The organism is Pseudomonas sp. Teo4 (genome assembly GCF_034387475.1).
Classification (GTDB): Bacteria; Pseudomonadota; Gammaproteobacteria; order Pseudomonadales; family Pseudomonadaceae; genus Aquipseudomonas.
Genome location: NZ_JAXCIL010000001.1, coordinates 1,541,722 through 1,563,573 on the forward strand (window position 1 = coordinate 1,541,722; position 21,852 = coordinate 1,563,573).

A 21,852-nucleotide genomic window follows, 5' to 3' on the forward strand; every position below is an offset into this window, starting at 1 on the left:
AGCGCCCCTTGGGGAATCAAACACTTAGCAGCAGGAACTCACGCTCCCATGAACTGATCACGCGCTTGAAGTTCTCGTGCTCGGCACGCTTGACCGCCACATAGCCCTGGACGAACTGCTTGCCCAGGTATTGCTGCACGGTCTCGCAGTCTTCCATGTGCTGCAGGGCGTCCTCGATGGTGATCGGTAGGCGCAGGTTGCGACGCTCATAGGCGCGGCCCTGTACCGGGGCGCTTGGGTCGATCCTCTCGATCATGCCCAGGTAACCACACAGCAGGCTCGCGGCAATCGCCAGGTACGGGTTGGCGTCTGCGCCCGGCAGGCGGTTCTCCACGCGCATGGCCTCTGGGCTGGAGGTTGGCACGCGCAGCCCGGCGGTGCGGTTTTCTTCGCCCCATTCGACGTTCACCGGTGCCGAGGTGTCGGGCAGGAAGCGGCGGAACGAGTTGACGTTCGGTGCGAACATCGGCAGCAGCTTGGGGATGTACTTCTGCAAACCACCGATGTGGTGCAGGAACAACTCGCTCATGCTGCCGTCTTCATTGGCGAACACCGGTTTGCCGGTGGCGATGTCGACCACGCTCTGGTGCAGGTGCATGGCACTGCCTGGTTCATCGGTGATCGGCTTGGCCATGAAGGTGGCGGCAACGTTGTGCTTGAGCGCCGCTTCGCGCATGGTGCGCTTGAACACGGTGATCTGGTCGGCCAGGTCCAGGGCATCGCCATGGCGGAAGTTGATCTCCATCTGCGCCGGGCCGTCCTCGTGGATCAGCGTATCCAGGTCCAGGCCTTGGATTTCGCACCAGTCGTAGACGTCCTCGAACAGCGGGTCGAATTCGTTGGCAGCGTCAATGGAAAACGACTGGCGCCCACTTTCGGCACGGCCTGAACGGCCCAGCGGCACTTGCAGCGGCAAGTCCGGGTCTTCACAACGCTGGGTCAGGTAGAACTCCATTTCGGGTGCGACGATCGGCTGCCAGCCTTTGTCGGCGTAGAGTTTCAGCACTTTCTTGAGCACGTTGCGCGGCGACAGTTCGATCGGGTTACCGAGCTTGTCGAACGTGTCGTGGATCACGATCGCGGTGGGTTCGATGGCCCAAGGGATCTGGTACACCGCCGTCGGGTCGGGGCGGCAGACCATGTCGATGTCAGCGGCATCGAGCAGGCTGTAATAGATGTCGTCGTCGACATAGTCGCCGGTGACCGTCTGCAACAGCACACTCTCTGGCAGGCGCATGCCGCGCTCGTGGAGGAACTTGGCGGTCGGAGCGATCTTGCCGCGGGCAATGCCGGTCAGGTCGCTGATCACGCATTCGACTTCGGTGATCCGGTGTTCTTTCAGCCAGGTGGACAGCTGATCGAAGGGGGCGTTCATACAGACCTCTTGATTGGGTTTTTGTGGCGCGGTGGGGGCCGGTGGCTTCCCAGGTGACGCGCTGAGGGCTATCTTGGCCGCAGCGCCGAGTGGCGATCTATCCACTTTATCCACTTTCTTTGTCAGCAAAATGCACCAAAAGAGTGCAAAAGGACAGCGTGTGACAACGCCCAATGCCTTGCAGGTCCAGGCCTTCAACACCAGCGACGTAACCGAGCAGGTCCGCGCCACCCCTGGGTGGCAGCAGCAGTATCGGCAAATGTCGCCGGGGCACTTCAGCGGCCAGTTGCGCTGCCTTGGACTCGATGGCGTGGAGGTCTACGAAGAACGCCTGAATACCCGCGTCGAGCAGTTCTTCACGGCGCCGAGCGGATCGTTGGCGTTTTGCTTCGACCGTAGCGAAAACAGCCTCTACCTGCTCAACGAGCAAAGCCGCAACATCTGGATCACGCCGGAGAACTACCAGGAAGTGGCGGTGGTGTTCGACCAGCGCTTTCTCTCGAATCACGACCTGGACCCGAAGCGCCTGGAAGGGCTATTCATGGTGCCGCTGGGCAGCGGCCAGAATGCGCTGTTCGGCAGCTGGCTGAGCGCCACCCTTACGCGCCTGAGTCAGGCCGACTGCCCATTGGAGGGGCAGGCGCTGGCCGAGCAACTGCTGGAAGACTGCCTGTTCATCCTCGACAATGCCTGCCAGCGTTTGCAAGGCGGAGCCCTGGGGCGGCGCGGCGAGGAGCGGGCGATCATGCAACGCGTCAGTCAATGGGCGGCGGACTGCCCGGAGGAAACCCTGAACCTGATGCAACTGGCCGCAGTGGCGGGTGTGTCGCTGCGTCAGTTGCAGCAGGCGTTCAAGGCCTTCACTGGCATGGCGCCTGCGCAGTGGCTGCGCTTGCGCCGGCTCAATGGTGCACGGCGTGACTTGTTGCGTGGGGGTGAGGTGACGGTCGCCGAGGTTGCCATGCGCTGGTCGTTCTGGCACCTGGGGCGGTTTTCCGAGAGTTACCGTCAGTTGTTTCGCGAGTTGCCCAGCGAGACCTTGAGGCGCGTCAAGCCTATTCGCGGGTGCTGACCTAACGCAACCCAGCATTCCTGCAGGAAAGTTGTTATCGTGCCCGGCAGTTTCCACCCGAGGTCCCGATGTTCTACCTGCCTTTGCCAAGCGACCAGGCCGACCGCCTCGCCAGCGCGCCCACCGCCACCGACTTCTTCCCGACCGCCAGCATGCTGGAGGCTGCCGCGGTGCTGTTCGTGCAGAACCTGCCGCGACAGCCGTCCATGCCATCGGTCGAGGCCCAGGAGCGTCGTTTTGCCGAGATGGTGCGCATTGCCAATCAAGTAGAGGCAGCCGCGCCCGGGCAGTTCCAGGCGCAGGTGGGGCAACGTTTCGATCGTGAGGCGTTCGCCATGGGCCTGGGGATGCTGGGCGAAAATGGCATTGGCCTGTTATCCGCCGAGGTCGAGTATCAGGCGGAAGAACTGTTGGATGCCGAGGGGCAGTGGAGCTTCCAGTTCGCTGATACCTATCGCCAGCGCGCCACCCCGTTGCACCCAGTGTACCTGCCGTCCCTGGCCAGCGACCTGTTGCTCAGCGACCAGCAGAACCGCCTGCTGCGCGAGTTTCTGTCGGGCGTCGACGAGTCGGTGGCAGTGCAGGGCTTCGCAGGCACTGGCAAGACCTTTCTGATTCACCAGTTCGCCCGTCTGCTGGACCCTTCGCGCACCTTGCTGCTGGCGCTGACCGAAGGGCAACTCAGGGCGCTGCAGGCCAGGGTCAAGGATGCCCAGGCCTATACCGCAATGACGTTTGGCCAGCTCGCCGACGACATTCTCAACCGCGACCTGACCAGCAATGGCTGGCGCTTGCGTGACCCGTACCGCACCAAACTGTCCTGGCGCCCGCAGGAGGCGCAAGTGGTGAAATGGTTGGGCATTCCGGACATCGGCCCGCTGGCGGCGCGCGATGTGGTGGCACTGTGCGTCAAGGCCGTGCGTACCTTCTGCCGCACAGGTGACGACCAGCTGCAACTGCACCATCTGCCCTGGGCCGGCCCCGGCATTACGCCGCTGGACCAGGAGGTGCTGCTGGAAAAAGCGCGCCTGTACTGGCAGGAACTGATTCGCCCTTCGGCCCGCGAGATCCAGTTGCCGGTGCGCGATTACCACCGGGTCAAGCTGTTGTCGCTGACAGACGACGTGATCGACGCCCGCTATACCCATGTCATCGTCGATGAGGCCCATGAACTGTCGGCCCCCATGCTGGCCGTGCTCGACCGCAGTCCGCAGTCGGTCATCGCCCTGGGTGACGAGTTGCAGAACCTCAATGGCTTGAGCCCCCACCATGGCGGCTTCATTCGCCAGCGCTACATCGACCACTCGCTTCGCGCCGGGCCTGCGATGGATGCGGTGCTCAATCCGCTGATCCAGGCGCACCCGGCGGCGATCCAGGCGGCATTCAGTGGCAGTGCCGAGCATTACACGCGAGTCAGCTTCTTCGACGCCGTGACGGTACCCGAGCAGCCGACCGCCTTGATCGTCGAAGACGAGTGGGGGCTGTTCGGTTGGTTCCAGCGCCTGACCCACCAGGGGGTACCCTTCATACTGCTGCATAGCGCACGCAAGGACTTCGAGTTGTTCGTCGAGGACTGCATCGAGCTATACCGCTATGGCACCCGGCCCCGTCACCCGATGCTGTTCCGCTATGCCAGCTGGCAGGCGCTGGAGCAGGACAAAGGCGATGACAAGGCGTTCGTCGCGGTGGCCAACATGTTGCGCAAGGGCTACACCCCTGAGCATTTCGCCAAGGCCAAGAGCCGTTACCGCTGGGACAAGGCGCCGAAGCTGTTCCTCGGAAGGGTGCGGGATGTAAAGAACATGGAGTTCGCCAGGGTGATGGTGTCGCCAGAGTTGATGGTGGCACCGGTGGCGGGGGGAGGGCGCAATGAGCGGGCGCGGCTGTTGGCGGGGTTGTATACCGCGTGTTCGCGGGCGCGGCATGAGTTGATCGTGCCGGGGGGGATGCTGGAGTGGGTCAAGGACCAGACGCGGGGTTGAGGTGAATGGGGCTGCTTTGCAGCCCATCGCGGGCTTCGCCAGCTCCCACGGATAGCCGCAAGTTTTCAATTCCTGGTGCTAGCTTCGTGGGAGCTGGCGTAGCCCGCGATGGGCCGCAAAGCGGCCCCACTTGGTTGATCAGTTACGATCCAGCCAAACGGTCTGTGCGTTGGTGAACTCACGCACACCAAAGTGCGACAGCTCACGCCCGAAACCGCTCTTCTTCACGCCGCCGAACGCCACACGGGGGTCGGATGCGCAGTAGCCGTTGATGAACACGCCACCGGTGTCCAGCGCCGCAGTCATGCGCTCGGCCAAAGCGTAATCGGCGGTGTAGATGGTCGACGCCAGGCCGAACTCGCTGTCGTTGGCCAGTTCCACTGCGTGGTCCGCATCGCGGGCGGTGATGATCGCCGCCACCGGGCCGAACAACTCTTGCTTGAACGCGGTCATGTCAGGGGTGACGTTGGCGAACACAGTCGGTTCGAAGAAGTTGCCCACACCTTCGACCTTGTTGCCACCCAGCAGCAGGGTCGCACCTTCGGCGAGGGTCGCCTGGACTTGGCCATCCAACTCGTCACGCAGGTCATAACGGGCCATCGGGCCGATGTAGGTGTCGTCCTCCAGCGGGTTGCCGACTTTCAGCTGGCGCGTGGCCTCGACGAACTTGCGGGTGAATTCCTCGGCGATGCCCTGCTCGACGATCAGGCGCTTGGCCGCGGCGCAAACCTGGCCAGTGTTCTGATAACGGCCAATCACGGCGGCTTTGACCGCAGCATCCAGATCGGCGTCGGCCAGCACGATGAACGGGTCGGAGCCGCCCAGTTCAAGCACGCACTTCTTCAGCGCGGCGCCGGCTTGTGCGCCGATGGCCATGCCGGCACGCACGCTGCCAGTGAGGGTGACGGCGGCGATGCGCGGGTCGTTGATGGCACGGGTGACGCCGTCTGGCGTGACGTTCAGCACCTCGAACACGCCCTCAGGCAGCCCCGCATCCTTGAACAGCTCTGCCAGCAGGTAGGCGCTGCCCATCACGTTCGGCGCGTGCTTGAGCACATAGGTGTTGCCGGCCAGCAAGGCAGGAACCGCGCCGCGCAGCACTTGCCAGATCGGGAAGTTCCACGGCATCACGGCGAGGATCGGGCCGAGCGGGCGGTATTCGATACGCGCTTTCTCAACTTGGGTCGGCTCTGGCGCCAGCATGGCCGGGCCGTGTTCGGCGTACCACTGGCACAGGCCGACGCACTTGCTCACTTCACCACGGGCCTGGGCGATTGGCTTGCCGATTTCGCGGCTGATCATCTGGGCGAAAGCTTCGCCCTTGGCTTGCAGCGTGTTGGCCAGGGCGAGCAGATACTCGCTGCGCTGACCCAGCGACACCTGGCGCCATTGGGTGTAACCCACCTTGGCACGTTGCAGCGCCGCTTCCAGTGCGGCGTCGGTATCGAAGGGGTAATGGCCGATCTGCTCGCCGCTGAAGGGGTCGACGGAGATGGCGTGGGTCAGGCTGCTGATCTGGCTCATGGATGTACGCTCGTTGTTGTTTATCAGTGACCTCAGACTAGTGGTGTATGCCGTTAATGAAAACTGAATAATAATGAGCGAAACATTCACGTTTGGAGAATGACTGTGGACCTGGTGCAACTGGAGATCTTCAAGGCCGTGGCTGAACAGGGCAGCATCAGCGCCGCCGCCCAGCACATTCACCGTGTGCCGTCGAACCTGACCACCCGCATCAAGCAGCTGGAAGAAGACCTGGGGGTCGAGCTGTTCATCCGCGAGAAGAGCCGCTTGCGCCTGTCCCCGGCGGGCTGGAACTTCCTCGAATACACCCGGCGCATTCTCGACCTGGTGCACGAGGCGCGGCTTACCGTGGCCGGGGAAGACCCGCAGGGCACCTTCGCCCTGGGTTCGCTGGAAAGCACGGCGGCGGTGCGCATTCCGGCGCTGCTGGCGGCCTACAACCAGCGCTACCCCAAGGTCGACCTGGACCTTTCCACCGGCCCCTCCGGGACCATGTTGGAGGGTGTGTTGTCTGGACGCCTGGTGGCGGCGTTCGTCGACGGCCCGGTGCTGCACCCGACCCTGGAGGGCATGCCAGTGTTCGAGGAGGAGATGGTGATCATTTCGCCGCTCAATCACACCCCGGTGACCCGCGCACAGGATGTCAACGGCGCGAGCATCTATGCCTTTCGCGCCAACTGCTCGTATCGCCACCACTTCGAGAACTGGTTTGTCCAGGACCAGGCGGTGCCGGGCAAGATCCATGAGATGGAGTCGTACCACGGCATGCTGGCGTGCGTGAGTGCGGGCGCAGGCCTGGCCATGCTGCCACGCAGCATGCTCGAGAACATGCCAGGTTGCAGCACCGTCAACGCCTGGCCGATGTCGGAAGATTTCCGCTACCTCAAGACCTGGCTGGTGTGGCGCCGGGGGACGGTATCGCGCAGCCTGAGCATGTTCGTGAAGTTGCTCGAAGAGCGCCGCACCGGCTGACCATGCATCAGCGCGAACCCAGGCGTGGCCAGGGCGTCAGATAATAGGTAAGCCATTCCCACGTGGAGGGTAGAACCATGCGCAATCATCACTATGCCCTGGGTGCGGTGCTGCTGGTCACGCTCGCATTGCCGTGGACGCTGGCGGCAGCCGCCGACCTGAACGCGCCCATCGACATGCAGGCGGTACAACTGCAGCCCCAGGAGCAAAACGGCATCCGCTACCTGCAAGGCGGTATCGGCCAGGATGAAGCCAACGCCTTGCGCAAGACGCAAGGCTATGACTTGCACGTCACCCTGTCCACCGGCCCGGAAGGCAAGTTCCAGACTGGCGCGGCGGTGGATATCCAGAGTGCGCAAGGTCAACCCGTGCTGTCCTTGCATGACGTTGGCCCGTTGCTGTTCGTGCAGCTACCGCCAGGCCATTACAAAGTCATCGGCAATGCCGAGGGTCAGACGTTACAGCAACAAGTGGTTGTGGACGGCAAGGCGCCAGCGAGGGTCGACCTGAACTGGCGTTGAATCGTTAACGCCACCGCTGGAGTACAGATGTACTCCAGTGGTACAGGAGCGTATCGCCATGAACCTGGAGAGTCAGCTTCAGTTGCTTGACGAGCGGGGCTACGTGCTGATCCCCGGTGTGCTCGAACCCCTGCGCATCGCCTTGTTGCGCTGCGCGATCGACGACCTGCAGCCCACTCATTGGGATTACCAGGGGCTGCTGGAACACTACAAATGCGTCTTCAATCGCAACCCGTTGTGGTTGCCGTTTCTGGATCTACCGCCCCTTATCGCTTTGGCCGAAGCAGCGCTCGGAGCGGATTGCCACGTCATCGGCCAGACAGCCTGGCGCAGCCACCCAGGTTACCAAGGCATGGCGCTGCACCTGGACCACCTGCCGATGGAACTGCCGGCGTGGCTGCGCGAGCGCGGCGATTTCACGCAACCGATGCAGATTCTCACAGCGCAGCTGTACCTCAGCGATGTCGACCATACCCTGGGGCCGACCTGGGTGGTGCCGGGCAGTCACCGCGCAGGCCGCAGGCCACTGGAGGGGGAAAGCCAGTGGCAGGGGCGGGAGGCCCAACCGGTGTTGTGCAAGGCCGGCGATGCGCTGGTGTTGCGTAGCGACGTGTGGCACAGCGGCGGCGCTAACTGCAGTGTTGCGCGCGAGCGCGACATGCTGCAGGTGCATTACGGCCGACGCATGGTGGCGCAGAAGTTTTCGCCCTACCTGGTCTGGCGTTTCAACCCTGAGGTTCTGGATGAGGCCACGCCCAGGCAGCGGCGTTTGCTGGGTGAGCATGAGGAGGCCGAGTACGACTGAGTCGTGGCTATTCGCCAATAGTGGCAAATCTCTTTCAACTTTTTGATTAACTGGACAATAATCAGAAAAGTATTACCTCGTGTGACCGGTTGGATGCACCGGTCGCCGCCATAAGTGAGGGGCTAGAGCCCCCGTGTGTCTAGCAGGCCGACGCCTTGAAAGCGGCCTGCCCGTGTTGACCATCAGGAGAAGTCATTGATGAAAACCCGTCTCGCCGCTTCGCTGGCGGCTGCCGTGCTGGCTTTTGCAGGGGCCAACCTGGCTCAGGCCGCACAGGTGTCCGGCGCCGTTGGGGCTACTGGCCAAGGCGACATGACCTACCGTATCGGCATGTCGTTCGACTGGGACAAGAAGTGGCTGGAAAGCAGCACCGGCTACCTGACCGGTTACTGGGATGCGGCCTACACCTATTGGGAAGGCGGTGAGGCCAGTGGTGCCCACTCGCTATCGTTCAGCCCGGTGTTCACCTACGAATTCAGCGGCTTCACCTACACCCCTTACATCGAGGCTGGTATTGGCCTGGCGGCGTTTTCCAAGACCGATGTGGGCGATCAGCGCATGGGGTCGGCAGTCAACTTCGAGGACCGCATTGGTTTTGGCCTGAAGCTGCCGGGTGAGCAGAAAGTCGGCATCCGAGCCATGCATTACTCCAATGCCGGCATCAAGCAGCCGAACGACGGGATCGAGTCGTACTCGCTGTTCTACAGCAAGGGCTTCTGATCTTTCTTGCCCTCCCTTGTGTTGTTTGATCGGGCCCTATCGCCGCGGTTCGTCGCCACGACAAGCCGGCGATGAGGCCCGATCAGACGACAACGCCTCAGAACGTATACGAAACCCCAGCCTGCACCGTGCGCGGTGCGCCTGGGTAGACGTAGGTGTTGAATGCGCCTTCGTCATAGCCTTTGTTGAAGACGTTCTTCAGGTCCAGGTTCAAGCGCACGTGCTCATTGACCTGATAGAAGCTGAGCAGGTCGACCACGGTGTATTGCTCCATGGTGTAGGTCGTCGCGGCAGTCTGGCCTTGGCGGTCATCCACGTACTTCACACCGACGCCTAGCCCCAGCCCTTTGGCCAGTCCGTCCTGGAACTCATAGGTATTGAGCAGGCTGAAGCTGTTGCGCGGGATGTTCGCAAGCCGCGTGCCGGTCGGCAGGCTGGTGTCCTTGGTCACCTCGGCGTCCACATAGGCATAACCGCCAATCACCCGCCACTCAGGGGTGATGTTGCCAGCGATGTTGATGTCCAGGCCACGGCTGCGGACTTCGCCTGCGGCGATCTTGTAGGTGCCGGTCGGGTCGTTGGGGTCGTTGGCCAGCACGTTTTCCTTGACGATGTGGTAGATCGCCGCGTCGATGCTCAGCTGCCGGTCCAGCGCTTCCCACTTCACACCCAACTCGTATGACTTGCCTTTCTCGGGGTCGAAGCCACGGCCAGTACCACCTGCTGGGGCGCCGCTGTTGGGTTTGAACGAGCGTGCGGTGTTGGCATACACCGCGACGGTATCGGTCAGGTCATACAGCAGGCCGAAACGCGGGGTTACGCCGTTCTCGCCTTTGTTGAAGTCACCCGCGCTGTTGAGCTTGTTCACGTAGTCGTGTTCGAAGCGCTCGAAGCGCACGCCAGCGAGGGCTTTCAGGCGCTCGGTCAGGGCCACCTGGTCCTGGACGAAGAATGCCCAGGTCTTGAGGTTTTCCTTGTCGTGGGTGGTGGTGCGGGTCAGGGCAGGGCGCGCCTGGTCGTAAACCGGGTCGAACAGGTCGATCGGATAGGCACCGGCGCCTGCGGCCGAGCGCTGGATGATCGAGTTGTAGTCGTAATCCTCGTACTCGATCCCGGTCAGCAGGGTGTGGCTGAAACCTGCGGTATCGAAGTGCCCGGTGAGGTTGAGCTGGTAGTCGCGGTCGCGCCATTCCAGCTTGCGGTAGTTGAAGTTGCGTCCCAGGGTGCGGCCGTCTGCCTGCAAACCGTTGGCTTCGATGGCGTTGCCCTTGAGCGAGCCGTCCAGCCACTGCATGCCGCCGCCGAGGGTCCAGTCCTCGTTCAACGCATGTTCGAAGCGCAGCTGTGCCATGTTGTTGTCGTTGTGCAGCATGTTGTCGCTGCCTTTACCCCAGACGTTGGTGTCACGCGAGGCGCTACCGGCTTGGTTGGTGTAGCGCGTCAGGCCGCGATCCAGCGGGTGGTTGTTACGCATGAAATCGCCTTCGAAGACGATCTTGGTCGCATCGTTCACCTGCCAACTGAGCACCGGCGCAACGTCGTAGCGTTCGCTTTCGACATTGTCGCGGAAACTGTCGCCACCTTCGCCGAGCACATTGAGGCGGTAGGCGAGGCTGCCATCCTGGCTCAACGGGCCGGTGGCATCCAGGGTCGCGCGGTGCATGCCTTGGTCGTCGAACTGGCTGCCGAGGGTAACCTTCGACTCAGGCAGCGGCTGCTTGCTGACCACATTGAATGTGCCGCCTGGGTCGCCACGGCCGTACAGGCTGGTGGCCGGGCCACGGATCACCTCCAGGCGCTCGACGGTGTTGGCATCGGGGGCGTTGGGGTAGCCACGGTTGATCGGGAATCCGTTGCGGTAGAACTCGCCAGTGGTGAAGCCGCGCACCGTGAAGGTGGTGAGGCCCTGGCCGCCGAAGTTGTTGGCGCGGCCGACACCGCCGGCGTAATCCAGGCCGTCCTGCAGGCGCGTGGCGCCGGTGTCCGTCAGCACATCCTTGGGCACCACGCTGACCGATTGCGGCGTTTCGTGCAGGGCGGTGTCGGTGCGGGTGGCGCTGGCCGAGCGGGTGGCCTTGTAGCCGGTCACCGGGCCATCCGCTCGTTCATTGTCGGCGGTACTGGTAATGCTCAGAGCCTGAAGCTCGATCTGGGCGGGGTCACTGAGCGGTTCGGGCTCGGCCCAGGCCAGTGGGGAGACAGCATGAAGCACACAAAGCGAAACGAACGTGCGACGCATCGACGGTACGATCCTGGAGTAGGGCGCTGAGGGGTTGGGAAAAAAGCGTCGCGAAATTACTACGAATCATTATCAAATGCATTCTTTTTAAGTGGAGCGCGCGTACCAGAATATGGTCTACCGCAGTACCAGTGGGCACTGCGGTGGATTTTCAGCTCAGCGAGTGGCTTTGATCGCCAGCACGTTGCACAGCGGATGCTCCAGCACATGGGCCGTGGTGCCGCCGAGGAAGGTCTGCATGGCATCGTGCCGGTGGCTACCCATGACAATCACGTCCGCACGGTTGTGGCTGACGAACTGAGCGATGGCGCGGATCGCCGGGCCTTCCAGAAAGTGCCGCCGCTCAAGAGGGATTTCGTGGTGGTCGCCAAGGCGGTTGAATGCCGTGCGCTGTGCAGTGCGTACGCTGCCATCGAAGCCCGGCATGGTCACGGTGCCGGCGCCAAAGTCAGCGATGTGGGTCTTGGCGGCGTCGCACACATGCAGCAGGTGCAGTTCGGCATTGCACTGCAGTGCCAGGGCGTGGGCGCTATGGATGACTTGCTCGTCGAGGTGCTCGCCCGCGCCATGGCTATTCAAGTCGACCGCTGCGGCGACCTGGCGTGGCAGGGGTAGGCGGATATCGCTGACCAGGTGCACGGCGACCGGGCTGTCCTTGAGCAGTTGCCAGTCCAGCGGGGTGACCAGCAGGCGCTTGAGTACGGGTTCGTGTTGCACGTCCTTGATCAGCAGGTCGCAGCCGAGCCGTTCGACTTGCTCCAGGGCGCTGGCCAGCGGGTCTCGGGTCAGCAGCAACTCGGTGGAAACGTCCAGGCCTGAATTGCTCAGTTGCTCGGCCTCGTCCGACAGCCACTGACGGTTGTCGCTGAGCAGGCGCTCACGCTCGCGGCCATCGCTCATCAGGCCGAAGGTGTCGACATCGTCGACGAAGACGTTGATATCGAGCAGCGCACCGCTGGATTCCGCCAGCGCAGCGGCGCGCTGCAGGGCGGGCGTATGGCGCATTTGCGGGCCGAGCATGACGAACAAACGCTTGAACTGGCTCATCTCACACCTCCACGTGTGGCAGCCCCCCATTTGTTCCTGCTGAAAGGGGCGGTCGTACGGCATTTCGACCACCCTCAATCAGTTTAGACGGTGCAGGCGTAAATCAAAGCGTGTGTGGAAAGTGCAGTGGCATCGTCCTTGGAGGTGCCGGGTTCACTGCTCGGGTTACGCTGTGAATCGAGCAATTCTGTCATGGCGCTGAACTAGGCTTTTGTCCATCCAGCTAAATATATTGATAGCGTCTTTCAGTAAGTAAATGCCATGTGAGCTGTAGAGATAATCGAATTTTTTTGGATCGGAGAAGCCACCTTTTCCAAATGATTCGTCGAGCGTTCCGTCTGCGCTCAGTCGTGCAATTTGAAGGTATGAGAACTTGTGTTCATCAATTATATTTCCCGCCAGTACAAGTCTCCCGGCGGGGTCGAACTTTATATGGTGAAGTGATATTCCTGTTTGCGCATTCTTTTTGTGACCTTTTGTGAAGGAGGGCGACCTGATTTCTTTGGTGAATTGAGGTAGGACTTTGCCTGACAAGGTGAAGCCATAGAGTTGAGTGGGGTCGCTGCCGGCATGGAACGGTGCTGTGCTTACGACTATGGTGTTTTTGAACACAGCAAGTCCGGTGTGCAGCGGTGCTCCGGCCAGGCGAATTTTACCACCGTCGCCAAAATTTTCGTCAAGCGTCGCATTTGAATTGAAACGCACTAGATAGGGTTCATTTTTATCTGTTGTGAAGCCTGCAATGAGGAAGCTACCATCCTTCAGAAACTCTACTCGGTAAGGGATAAAGACTCTGTCAGCCACAACTGGTAGGGCGATTTGCGACTTATCCCCTTTTTCGCCAAGACCTGCTACAAGCTCGCCAGTGTGCGGGTTCAATAAAGCACATAAGGTTGAGTTAGTTATAAGGCCGGTAGAATTCATAACCAGTCCTGAGAAAATGATCTTGATCTTTCCGTCCACAAGGTCGAGCTTAGACTCAAATCGATAGTCCAGATTTTCGGGTTTTGACGAATTCGGACACTGCTCAGTCTCGGAAACGTTCCCCGTAGTGGATTTTTTCGGATTTAGTTTGGGTTGCGGCTTTTTAGACCCCTTCTGAGGGTAGTCTGGATGTTTCAGATAAATCATCCCGTTTTCGCCGAAATCACCAATTGGCTTGAAATTTTCATCAAAAGCATGAATGGCTGCGTGGTAAACAATATTGCCCGCTGACCCGTAACGGTAAACAAACGACGCCAGATAGCGACCACGCCCGTCCAATGTGATGTAATTGAGGCTCCTGATTATGCCATATTCTTCCATACCGGTTTCCGGGAGTTTTACGTGACGGAGTGACTCGTCCCATTTTCCATTTTTGTCAATACGCGTGAAAAACAAGGGGCGCCAGGGCACAGCGCCAGACCCGTCTTGGGGAGGGTTATGCCCTACGAATACCATGCTGTCATCAATAGTATTTTTTACGCACACTTCAATTTGGAGCGTGTAAGTTTCATCACCGCTGAATTCAGCAGGGACAATCGACACGCCATCTTTTCCATAGTCTGGGTCAAGCTCGCCTGGTTTCTTTTCAGCTGCGCCCGGTTTCTTTTTAGCTGCGCCTGGTTTCTTCATGGTGCTGTACCAATGGGGGGGAGCAGCCAATGTAAGGTCAATATCAAGCAGGCAAAACTAGCATTTTTAACAGGCGCAGTTTCGATCCTGTCAGAGGATGCTTAACTGTTCGTCAAGGAAGGCGCATGCAAGGGTTAGCTCGGGTATGATGTGAACCCCATTATTTCCCAAGAGGCCTGCCCCATGTCCCTGAGCGCTGAACAGATCGGCGAATTCCGTGTCTTCGCCGAACAGCTGGCCGATGCCGCTGCCTTGGCGATCAAGCCGTACTTTCGCGCCAGCCTGGATGTCGAGGACAAGGGCGGACGTCTGTATGACCCGGTGACCGTTGCCGACAAGGCTGCCGAAGACGCGATGCGTGAGCTTATCCAGGCCCGCTACCCTGAGCACGGGATTCTCGGCGAGGAACATGGCACGGCCATGGGCAGCAGCCCGCTGCACTGGGTGTTGGACCCGATTGATGGCACGCGTGCGTTCATCACCGGTTTGCCGCTGTGGGGCACGTTGATTGCGTTGAACGATGGTTCGCGGCCGGTGGTCGGGGTGATGAACCAGCCCTTCACTGGCGAGCGCTTCGTGGGTACCCCGGAAGGTGCCTGGCGCAGCGGTACGTTGCTGAAAACCCGGGCCTGTGCTGACTTGGCTTCGGCGACGTTGATGTGTACCACACCGGACATGTTCGACACGCCAGCACGCAAGTCGGCGTTCGAGGCCGTTGCTGGGAAGGCGCGGTTGATGCGTTATGGCGGTGACTGCTATGCCTATTGCATGCTGGCTTCTGGCTTTGTCGATGTGATTGTCGAGGCGAGTCTGCAGCCGTATGACGTGCAGGCGCTGATGCCGATCATCGAAGGGGCGGGTGGGGTGATTACGGCGTGGGATGGTAGTTCGGCGCAGAATGGTGGGTGTGTGGTGGCGTGTGGTGATCCGGTGCTGCATGCGCAGGTTGTAGAGATGTTGCGGCACGCGATGTAACTATTGAATATCGTATCCGGAGCCGAGTGCCAGTCAGCGGCACCGCTCCGGAAAGTTCCTGGGGAAACCCCAGGCAAGTTGCTCAACGCATGTACCGCGCGTTGGATTCTTCGATCTTGCGCTTCGCCTTGTAATGCATGCTGCATTTGCTCAGAACAGTGTGGCTGCTGAGTCGCTCTGCGATCTTTCAAAACACTCTCTGCCTTTCATGCACTGGTGTTTCTCGGCACCGGTATACCCTGTATCAGCACAGATGGCGCTCTTTTCAGCATACAGCCTGTGCTCACTTTATCGATGGAGCCTTAACCGCACCACGATTTCGATGAAACGTGATCTGTTCATCACTAATTAAATTGCTATTTGGATAAATCGGCCCTAGGGTTACTGCACCCGATAACTTTGCAGGAGGCAACGTCATGGGCCAGGCACGGCAGCGAAAACGGATGGCGCAACAATTTGAAGTACTGGGTCGAGAGTGGTTGCTATCCCTCTCCAGTGAAGAGCGTGTGATCGTCGATACCGCCACCAGAATCCATCGGCATATCGTGATGGAGGGCGGGATGTGGGGTGGTTGTTATCATCTGTCATTCTTTCTCAAGCGATATTTGAAGAAGGAGAAAAACATCGAGGTCGATGTGCTCGTCGGCTGGGTCGGCGAAGGCTCGTGGGATGGTGTGGCATCCCATGCGTGGGTCGAGTTCAACGGGCGCAAGATCGATATTGCCCTGAGCCGCACCGAAAACCCGGACATCCTTCCCACTGGCGCGTTTATCGTGCTGGATCGGGTCCTGCTTGAGGGCATGACCCAATACCGTTATTACCCGGAAATTCCCGAGCATGCCAAGGAGGCGCTGATCCAACTGGCGTTGCTGCCGGAAACCTCCGAGCAGTCGAGGCTGGCCCATGCCAGGCACAGGCAGATGCTTTCGATGGTCGATGACGAGGAGGCGATCGATGAGTACCTGCGGCAGGTTCCAGCGGGGATGAACTACCACGAGCTGGCGCGACTGGCGGGCTTAACCGTTGGCTGAAGCTGGCGGGTCTTGCGGGTAACAGGGAGTTTTCCAGGCAACGTGAGGCACGGCAGCCTTAGGAGCGGCGAAAGGGCCTGTATCGCACTTTTTCCCGTTTACGGGCTCTATGCTTGGCCAGGCCGCGCCGATCCCCGGCGCCGCCGCCGACTCCGACCTGGTGCCAATGGTTGTACGCAAAACCCAACTCCTATCACGCCTGCTACTGACAGGAACCTTGCTGTGCCTTGGTGCCTGCTCCCAGCAGCAGGGCCGCGACATCGTCAGCCAGCTGGGCGACGGCAAGCCCAGCGAGCTGTTCCAGACCAGCGTCGACCGCATGGCAACGCTGTCCATGCGCGACAACCTCCAGAGCCTGTACCTGTTGATGAACAAGCTCTACCTGCGCAATCCCAACCAGTTGAAGATGTCCGGCTACCTCGACGCCGCCACCGCCGAACGGCAAATCCGCCAGGCCATCGAACAGCGCCAACCACTGGCCCAACTGGGCGACAGACGTGACCTCGCCGCCTTGAGCTATGCCCTGAGCCCCGAGTTCAAAGGCGATCGCGTCGGCGCTTTCATCTACGCCATCGGCAGCATGCTCATCACCGCACACGGTGGGCGTACCGAGTTCTACATGACCGATACTATCGACCCGCTGTTCATCAACAACGCCGCCCGCAACATCGAAAAAGCCACCTGGATGCTCAGCCAGCGGCAAGACGCCAATGGTGTGTTGCTGCTGTTCTCGAACGAAATCTCGGAGGAGGGCAGCAACCTGAGTTTCGCCGTGGAGTTCGGCAAGATCGTGGCGCGGCTGGACTTGCTGGCAGAGCTGTTGGATGAACGTTATCGGCGAATTGGACTCAACTACGCGCAGAGCCTGTTGCTGATGAATTTCTTACCGGTGCAATAGGCCTTATCAAGATTTGAAGCGCGCGACTTTTTGGTAACCCTCCCCAGGGTCCACGGTGATTTGTGAGAACACGAGAATCCCATCGCCTTGGAGGTCCATACCTTTTGCATTAAAGAGGTAGTCCTCTGGAGTGACTGCAGAGTAACCGCCAACACCAAAATTCACATCCAGCTCCCCATCGTATTCAAGTCGGACCAACTGGAGGTAGGAATCGCCCTCTGCATAGGTTGTTTCTCCGCCCAAGACCAATCTGCCTTTTGCGTCAAACCGAAGATGATTGAGCGTCATGCCTTTGTTTCGCTTCTGTTTCTCCCTGACTACGTTGCTCAGCCATTTAGGTAAACCGGGCGCAGCCTGTGGGTTGAACGGTATTGACTTGGTGAAGGCAGGTAACTCCTTTCCTGAAAAATCAAAGCCCCAAAGTTTGGTTGCTTCTGAAGTGTTATGAAATGCAGCTGTGCTTACGACAACCCGATTTTTATGTGCAGCCAGGCCAACATGAAGCGGGGATCCGGGGATCTCGATATGACCTACATCATTGGCAAATTTTTCGTCAAGTGTGGCATTGGGCTTGAAACGTTGCAGGTAACACTTGTCTTCGCCGAACGTGACGCCAAGCACGAAGAAACCACCGTCTTCCAGAAACGCAACCCGATAAGGGCTGAGCAGCTTGCCGTCGAACTTGGGAAGTCTGACCTGGCTCTGGATGCCATCCGCGCCCAAGCCGGTTCCAGGTTTACCGTCTTTTGCGTTGAGCACGGCGCACCATATCGACTCGTCTTCAACGCCGTTTACAACCGTGGAGCCATAAAAAAGGACTGTGATTTTTTCGTTTGTGCAGGCCAGCTTTTGTTGAAAGCGATAGTCAAACAATTGGTCCGGCTTTGCCTCTTTGTGCTGCGCGGATTTCGAAATTTTGTGGGCTTCAGCTAGTTTTCCAGTAGCGTGCGGTAGTGCCAGAGGTGGGCTTGGAAGGGCAACTCCGTCATTGCCGAACTCAACGATTTTTTGCAGGTCCATACCATAACTTTGAATGGCAATATGTCGCGCAAAGCTGCCGTCCTCGGCATAATAAAAAGGCGATGCAGTAAAGAAACGTTGCTCGCCATCCACTTCGCCAAGGGTCATGGTGTAGTATGCCCATTGTTTTTTTGGTATTAACTTACGGACGGGAACATGCTTTGTCACTCCGTCCCACTGGCCACTGCTATATATCCGCGTCAGAAATCCGTCTTCTTCGTACACGTCATCTGGGTTGTGACCAAAAAAGACCATGCTACCATCCGAAGCTGTTGCGTAGGCTTGTACCTGCAGGGAATACCGATCTGTATTTTCCTTGTCTTGAGCTGGAACCGTAGCTTGGCCACTTATGCCATAGGTTGGGTCGATGTAACCCGAATCGTCTGATTTTGCCATATTCATGCTCCTTAAGTTAACGAGCAATTAGAGTAAGCACGCTTTGAATTGGCCGAAACTGGCATTTTTGTCAGGTGATTGCGGACGATTTACTCCGAAGTGGGTAACTGATGTCGTATTTAGTGTGCGTTGTCATGCTCTTGCGACAACCCACAATCTGAGGTTATGTGGTGCCGCCCAACACCTGAAACTGGTCCAATACCCAGTCCCGCAACCGACGACAACTGGAGTCATGCTCTTTGTCGTCGTTGAAGGCCAGAAAGTGGAAGGTGTCCTTGAGCTCCAGCTGCTCTGCCACCGGCCGCACCAGCAGGCCCTGGGCCACCAACGGTGCCACCAGATGGTCCCAGCCCAGCGCCACGCCCTGGCCACCCAAAGCCAATTGCACCAACAGGTTGTAGTCGTTGGCATTGAAGAAATGAGGCGCGGTATTGGCACGGCTCTTCAGGTCGACATCGTGGAATGCCAGCCAAACGTTCCAGTCGATGTGCTCGGCGACCTGCGAGCGACCATAAGGGCTGAGGTTGAGCAACGAACCATCGCGCATCCCTTCAAGCGTGCCCAGTTCCGGGTGCTGCGCCAGATATTGCGGGCTGCATATGGGGTAGATCAGGTCGTGGTTGAGCGGGTGGCAGCTGTATCCCGCCTGGATCTTGCCCAGTTTGGTGATGTAGATGTCCGGCCTGACACCCGGCTCCATGGCCAGGAAATTCTGTGTGGTCACCAGGTTGATGTCGATATCCGGGTTCTGCTCGAAAAACATCGGCATCCGCGGCCCGAGCCACAGCGCGGCGAAGGCGGGCGAGCAGCACAGGGTCACCACATGCTTGGTATTGGTGTTGCTGCGGATTCGTTCGGCGGCCTGGGAAATGTTGACGAACGACAACTGCACCGCATCGAAGAAGATCGAACCCGCCACGGTCAGTTCCACCGCGCGGCCCACCCGATTGAAAAGCTCTGCGCCCAGGTAGGTCTCCAGTTCACGGATCTGCCGGCTCACGGCCGCCTGGGTGACGCACAGGGCCTCGGCGGCGCGGGTGAAGTTCTGGTACTTGGCGGCAGCGACGAAGACTTTCACGGCGCGCAGCGAGGGCATCTTGATCAGCGTCTGATCGGGTTCGGAGTGTCTGACCATGGTGGTGGGGGCGAAGTCCTTCGGCAAGCCAATCGATTCACTCTAGCGGTTCGGCATTGTTCGGTAAACCAACACTGTCTGCGGCGCAGCTTTCAGCGCGATTGATAACTTCAGGTAATGGTTTGCGCCATGCAAATGTCGTTGGACCCCTGCTGGCACAAGGCCTAACGTTAAACCAACGGCGCGACATCCGAGACACCGATGTCGAATAACTTTGAAGCAGGACTTTCTGCGTGCCGGTTTTGACTCACGTTCGAATTTGAACGGACTGCCAAGCGTACTCGCACTGATCTCTACCCGCCTTATTGAAAGTGCGATGTTGATTGATTGGTTTATAAGCATAATAAAGAGGGTCGTATGAGCCATGCCGATGAGATTCTTTCGGTAAAGAACATTTTCAAGGTCTTCGGTCCCAACCCGGACATGGCCATGGAAATGCTTCGCAAGGGTGCCGACAAGAACGAAATCTTCAGCAAGACCGGCCATGTCGTCGGCGTGTTCGATGCAAGCTTTTCCGTCAAGCGTGGCGAGATCTTCGTCATCATGGGCCTGTCCGGTTCGGGCAAGTCGACCATGGTGCGGCTGTTCAACCGCCTGATCGAACCCACTTCCGGCAGCATCCACCTCAACGGCCGTGAAATCACCGGGCTGTCCGACAAGGACCTGCTCGACGTAAGGCGCAAGGACATGGGCATGGTGTTCCAGTCCTTCGCGCTGATGCCGCACATGAGCGTGCTGCAGAACACCGCCTTCGGCCTGGAGATTGCCGGAGTAGCGGAAGCCGAGCGCCACAGCCGTGCCCGCGAGGCTTTGAGCCAAGTGGGCCTGGCTGGCCACGAGCACAGCTACCCGCATCAGCTGTCCGGCGGCATGCAGCAACGCGTGGGCCTGGCCCGGGCACTGGCGAACGACCCGACCATCCTGTTGATGGACGAAGCGTTCTCGGCCCTCGACCCGTTGATTCGCCACGAGATGCAGGGCGAGCTGATGCGCCTGCAGGCCGAGCAGCAACGCACCATCATTTTCATTTCCCACGACATCGAAGAGGCCATCCGTATCGGCCACCGCATCGCCATCATGGAGGGCGGCCGGGTGGTGCAGATCGGCACGCCCCAGGAGCTGATCAACCAGCCGGCCAACGACTACGTGCGCACCTTCTTCAAGAGCTACGACAGCTCGCGGGTGCTCAAGGCCGGCGACGTGGCCAAGTTCGACCCGGCGGTGGTGTGCAAGGTCAACGGCAAGGCGCCGAGCTTCCAGGCCGGGGTGCCGTTCGGCTACCTGGTGGACGATCGCGGCCAGTTGCTCGGCGTGGTCGACACCGACGCCAACGGCGCGAGCGCCAGTGAGCGCTACAGCCTGCACGAGCAGCAGCCGGTGTACACCGATACGCCGCTGCATGAGGTGCTGGGCATCGCAGCCGACCTGCCGTACCCGGTGCCAGTGCTCGATCGCAATGGGGCCTTCACCGGCACCCTGTCGAAAAACGAGCTGCTGCAGACCCTGAGCCGCCACTAATCGTCGAAGAGGTATGCCTTCATGTCCGAATTCAGCCTGCTAGACCCGTTCCAGGCGGCCACCATTCCGCTGGGCGACTGGGTCACCGCAACCCTCAATTTCCTCGTGCACAACTTCCGCGAGGTGTTCCGCGCCATTCGCTGGCCGATCGACCAGGTGCTCAATGGCATCGAGTTCACCCTGCAAAGCATCCCGCCAACCATCGGCATCATCCTGTCGTCGCTGCTGGGTTGGCAGCTGGCGGGCAAGCGCATGGCCATCCTGTGCTTTGTCACCTTGACCTTGCTGGGCCTGATCGGTGTCTGGGCCGAATCGATGACCACCCTGGCGCTGGTGCTGACCTCGGTGTTCTTCTGCGCGGTCATCGGCATTCCGCTGGGCATCGTCTGCGCCCGCAGCGACACATTGGAGCGCATCATTCGCCCGGTGCTCGACGCCATGCAGACGCTGCCGGCGTTCGTCTACCTGGTGCCGGTGGTGATGCTGTTTGGTATCGGTAACGTGCCGGGTGTGCTGGTGACCATCGTGTTCGCCCTGCCGCCGCTGGTGCGCCTGACCAACCTGGGCATCCGCCAGGTGCCGGAAGACAAGATCGAAGCAGCCCGCGCCTTTGGCTGCACCCCCCGGCAGATGCTGACCCGCGTGCAACTGCCACTGGCCACCTCGACCATCATGGCCGGCCTCAACCAGACCCTGATGCTGTCGCTGTCGATGGTGGTGATCGCCTCGATGATTTCCGTCGGCGGCCTGGGCCAGATGGTGCTGCGTGGTATCGGCCGCCTGGACATGGGCCTGGCCACTGTCGGTGGCGTCGGGCTGGTGCTGCTGGCCATCTTCCTCGACCGCCTGACCCAGGCCATGGGCGCGCGTACCAGCGCCGACCCGAGCCTGCGCTGGTACCACACCGGCCCCGTGGGCGCGGTACTGCGCCTGTGTGGCGTGGCGCAACCGCAAGGGCAGCGCAAGACTGCCTGAGCACCCCCTGAGCACCCTGTAGTTACGTTCGAA

18 protein-coding genes are annotated in these 21,852 nt (G+C 60.0%); 11 read left to right on the forward strand and 7 right to left on the reverse strand.

Going from position 1 to position 21,852, the window contains the following annotated elements; translation table 11 throughout:
- Nucleotides 1-16: 16 nt before the first annotated feature.
- The gene (locus PspTeo4_RS07145) at nucleotides 17-1,375 is read right to left on the reverse strand and encodes a glutamine synthetase family protein (protein WP_322363007.1); all 1,359 of its coding nucleotides are present in this window, start codon (nucleotides 1,373-1,375) and stop codon (nucleotides 17-19) included.
- A gap of 160 nt (nucleotides 1,376-1,535) precedes the next feature.
- Here PspTeo4_RS07145 and PspTeo4_RS07150 point away from each other — a divergent pair, with 160 nt between their 5' ends.
- Nucleotides 1,536-2,447 carry a helix-turn-helix domain-containing protein gene (locus PspTeo4_RS07150; RefSeq protein ID WP_322363008.1) on the forward strand — a complete coding sequence of 304 codons (912 nt, stop codon included), beginning with the start codon at nucleotides 1,536-1,538 and terminating at the stop codon, nucleotides 2,445-2,447.
- A gap of 68 nt (nucleotides 2,448-2,515) precedes the next feature.
- Nucleotides 2,516-4,429, forward strand: a complete 1,914-nt coding sequence (locus PspTeo4_RS07155) for an AAA family ATPase (protein WP_322363009.1) — start codon at nucleotides 2,516-2,518, stop codon at nucleotides 4,427-4,429.
- A 138-nt stretch (nucleotides 4,430-4,567) separates the two neighbouring features.
- On the opposite strand, the gene PspTeo4_RS07160 is transcribed toward PspTeo4_RS07155, so the two are convergent.
- Nucleotides 4,568-5,953 carry an aldehyde dehydrogenase family protein gene (locus PspTeo4_RS07160; RefSeq protein WP_322363010.1) on the reverse strand — a complete coding sequence of 462 codons (1,386 nt, stop codon included), beginning with the start codon at nucleotides 5,951-5,953 and terminating at the stop codon, nucleotides 4,568-4,570.
- Nucleotides 5,954-6,058: 105 nt separating this feature from the next.
- On the opposite strand from PspTeo4_RS07160, the gene ptrR reads away from it, so the two are divergent.
- The 4 genes from ptrR to PspTeo4_RS07180 all read left to right on the forward strand — a co-directional run bounded on the left by ptrR (nucleotide 6,059) and on the right by PspTeo4_RS07180 (nucleotide 8,971).
- Nucleotides 6,059-6,925, forward strand: coding sequence for a putrescine utilization regulator PtrR (ptrR, locus tag PspTeo4_RS07165; RefSeq protein WP_322363011.1), 867 nt, complete (start codon nucleotides 6,059-6,061; stop codon nucleotides 6,923-6,925).
- A gap of 77 nt (nucleotides 6,926-7,002) precedes the next feature.
- Nucleotides 7,003-7,446 (forward strand): carboxypeptidase regulatory-like domain-containing protein, encoded by a 444-nt coding sequence (locus PspTeo4_RS07170; protein WP_322363012.1) that lies wholly within the window; start codon nucleotides 7,003-7,005, stop codon nucleotides 7,444-7,446.
- Between the two features lie 58 nt (nucleotides 7,447-7,504).
- Complete coding sequence (locus PspTeo4_RS07175) at nucleotides 7,505-8,251, forward strand: phytanoyl-CoA dioxygenase family protein (protein ID WP_322363013.1); 747 nt, start codon at nucleotides 7,505-7,507, stop codon at nucleotides 8,249-8,251.
- A gap of 198 nt (nucleotides 8,252-8,449) precedes the next feature.
- Nucleotides 8,450-8,971, forward strand: coding sequence for an acyloxyacyl hydrolase (locus PspTeo4_RS07180; RefSeq protein ID WP_322363014.1), 522 nt, complete (start codon nucleotides 8,450-8,452; stop codon nucleotides 8,969-8,971).
- Between the two features lie 97 nt (nucleotides 8,972-9,068).
- Here PspTeo4_RS07180 and PspTeo4_RS07185 read toward each other — a convergent pair whose 3' ends face one another.
- From PspTeo4_RS07185 to PspTeo4_RS07195, 3 genes are all read right to left on the reverse strand, one after another.
- Nucleotides 9,069-11,210 carry a TonB-dependent siderophore receptor gene (locus PspTeo4_RS07185; RefSeq protein ID WP_322363015.1) on the reverse strand — a complete coding sequence of 714 codons (2,142 nt, stop codon included), beginning with the start codon at nucleotides 11,208-11,210 and terminating at the stop codon, nucleotides 9,069-9,071.
- A 156-nt stretch (nucleotides 11,211-11,366) separates the two neighbouring features.
- The gene (locus PspTeo4_RS07190; RefSeq protein WP_322363016.1) at nucleotides 11,367-12,257 is read right to left on the reverse strand and encodes a universal stress protein; all 891 of its coding nucleotides are present in this window, start codon (nucleotides 12,255-12,257) and stop codon (nucleotides 11,367-11,369) included.
- Nucleotides 12,258-12,422: 165 nt separating this feature from the next.
- Nucleotides 12,423-13,871 (reverse strand): hypothetical protein, encoded by a 1,449-nt coding sequence (locus PspTeo4_RS07195; protein WP_322363017.1) that lies wholly within the window; start codon nucleotides 13,869-13,871, stop codon nucleotides 12,423-12,425.
- A gap of 183 nt (nucleotides 13,872-14,054) precedes the next feature.
- Here PspTeo4_RS07195 and hisN point away from each other — a divergent pair, with 183 nt between their 5' ends.
- The 3 genes from hisN to PspTeo4_RS07210 all read left to right on the forward strand — a co-directional run bounded on the left by hisN (nucleotide 14,055) and on the right by PspTeo4_RS07210 (nucleotide 16,775).
- A complete protein-coding gene (gene hisN / locus PspTeo4_RS07200; protein WP_322363018.1) occupies nucleotides 14,055-14,846 on the forward strand; it encodes a histidinol-phosphatase in 792 nt (263 codons plus the stop codon).
- A 416-nt stretch (nucleotides 14,847-15,262) separates the two neighbouring features.
- The gene (locus PspTeo4_RS07205; protein WP_322363019.1) at nucleotides 15,263-15,877 is read left to right on the forward strand and encodes a hypothetical protein; all 615 of its coding nucleotides are present in this window, start codon (nucleotides 15,263-15,265) and stop codon (nucleotides 15,875-15,877) included.
- Nucleotides 15,878-16,043: 166 nt separating this feature from the next.
- Nucleotides 16,044-16,775, forward strand: a complete 732-nt coding sequence (locus tag PspTeo4_RS07210; RefSeq protein WP_322364807.1) for a hypothetical protein — start codon at nucleotides 16,044-16,046, stop codon at nucleotides 16,773-16,775.
- Nucleotides 16,776-16,781: 6 nt separating this feature from the next.
- Here PspTeo4_RS07210 and PspTeo4_RS07215 read toward each other — a convergent pair whose 3' ends face one another.
- Nucleotides 16,782-18,191: a hypothetical protein gene (locus tag PspTeo4_RS07215; protein ID WP_322363020.1), complete on the reverse strand. Its 1,410-nt coding sequence runs from the start codon at nucleotides 18,189-18,191 to the stop codon at nucleotides 16,782-16,784.
- 163 nt (nucleotides 18,192-18,354) lie between these two features.
- Complete coding sequence (locus PspTeo4_RS07220) at nucleotides 18,355-19,326, reverse strand: LysR family transcriptional regulator (RefSeq protein WP_322363021.1); 972 nt, start codon at nucleotides 19,324-19,326, stop codon at nucleotides 18,355-18,357.
- 357 nt (nucleotides 19,327-19,683) lie between these two features.
- Between PspTeo4_RS07220 and PspTeo4_RS07225 the strand changes: the two genes are divergently transcribed.
- Complete coding sequence (locus PspTeo4_RS07225) at nucleotides 19,684-20,844, forward strand: glycine betaine/L-proline ABC transporter ATP-binding protein (protein ID WP_322363022.1); 1,161 nt, start codon at nucleotides 19,684-19,686, stop codon at nucleotides 20,842-20,844.
- Between the two features lie 21 nt (nucleotides 20,845-20,865).
- Nucleotides 20,866-21,819 (forward strand): glycine betaine/L-proline ABC transporter permease ProW, encoded by a 954-nt coding sequence (gene proW / locus PspTeo4_RS07230; RefSeq protein ID WP_322363023.1) that lies wholly within the window; start codon nucleotides 20,866-20,868, stop codon nucleotides 21,817-21,819.
- Nucleotides 21,820-21,852 lie beyond the last annotated feature (33 nt).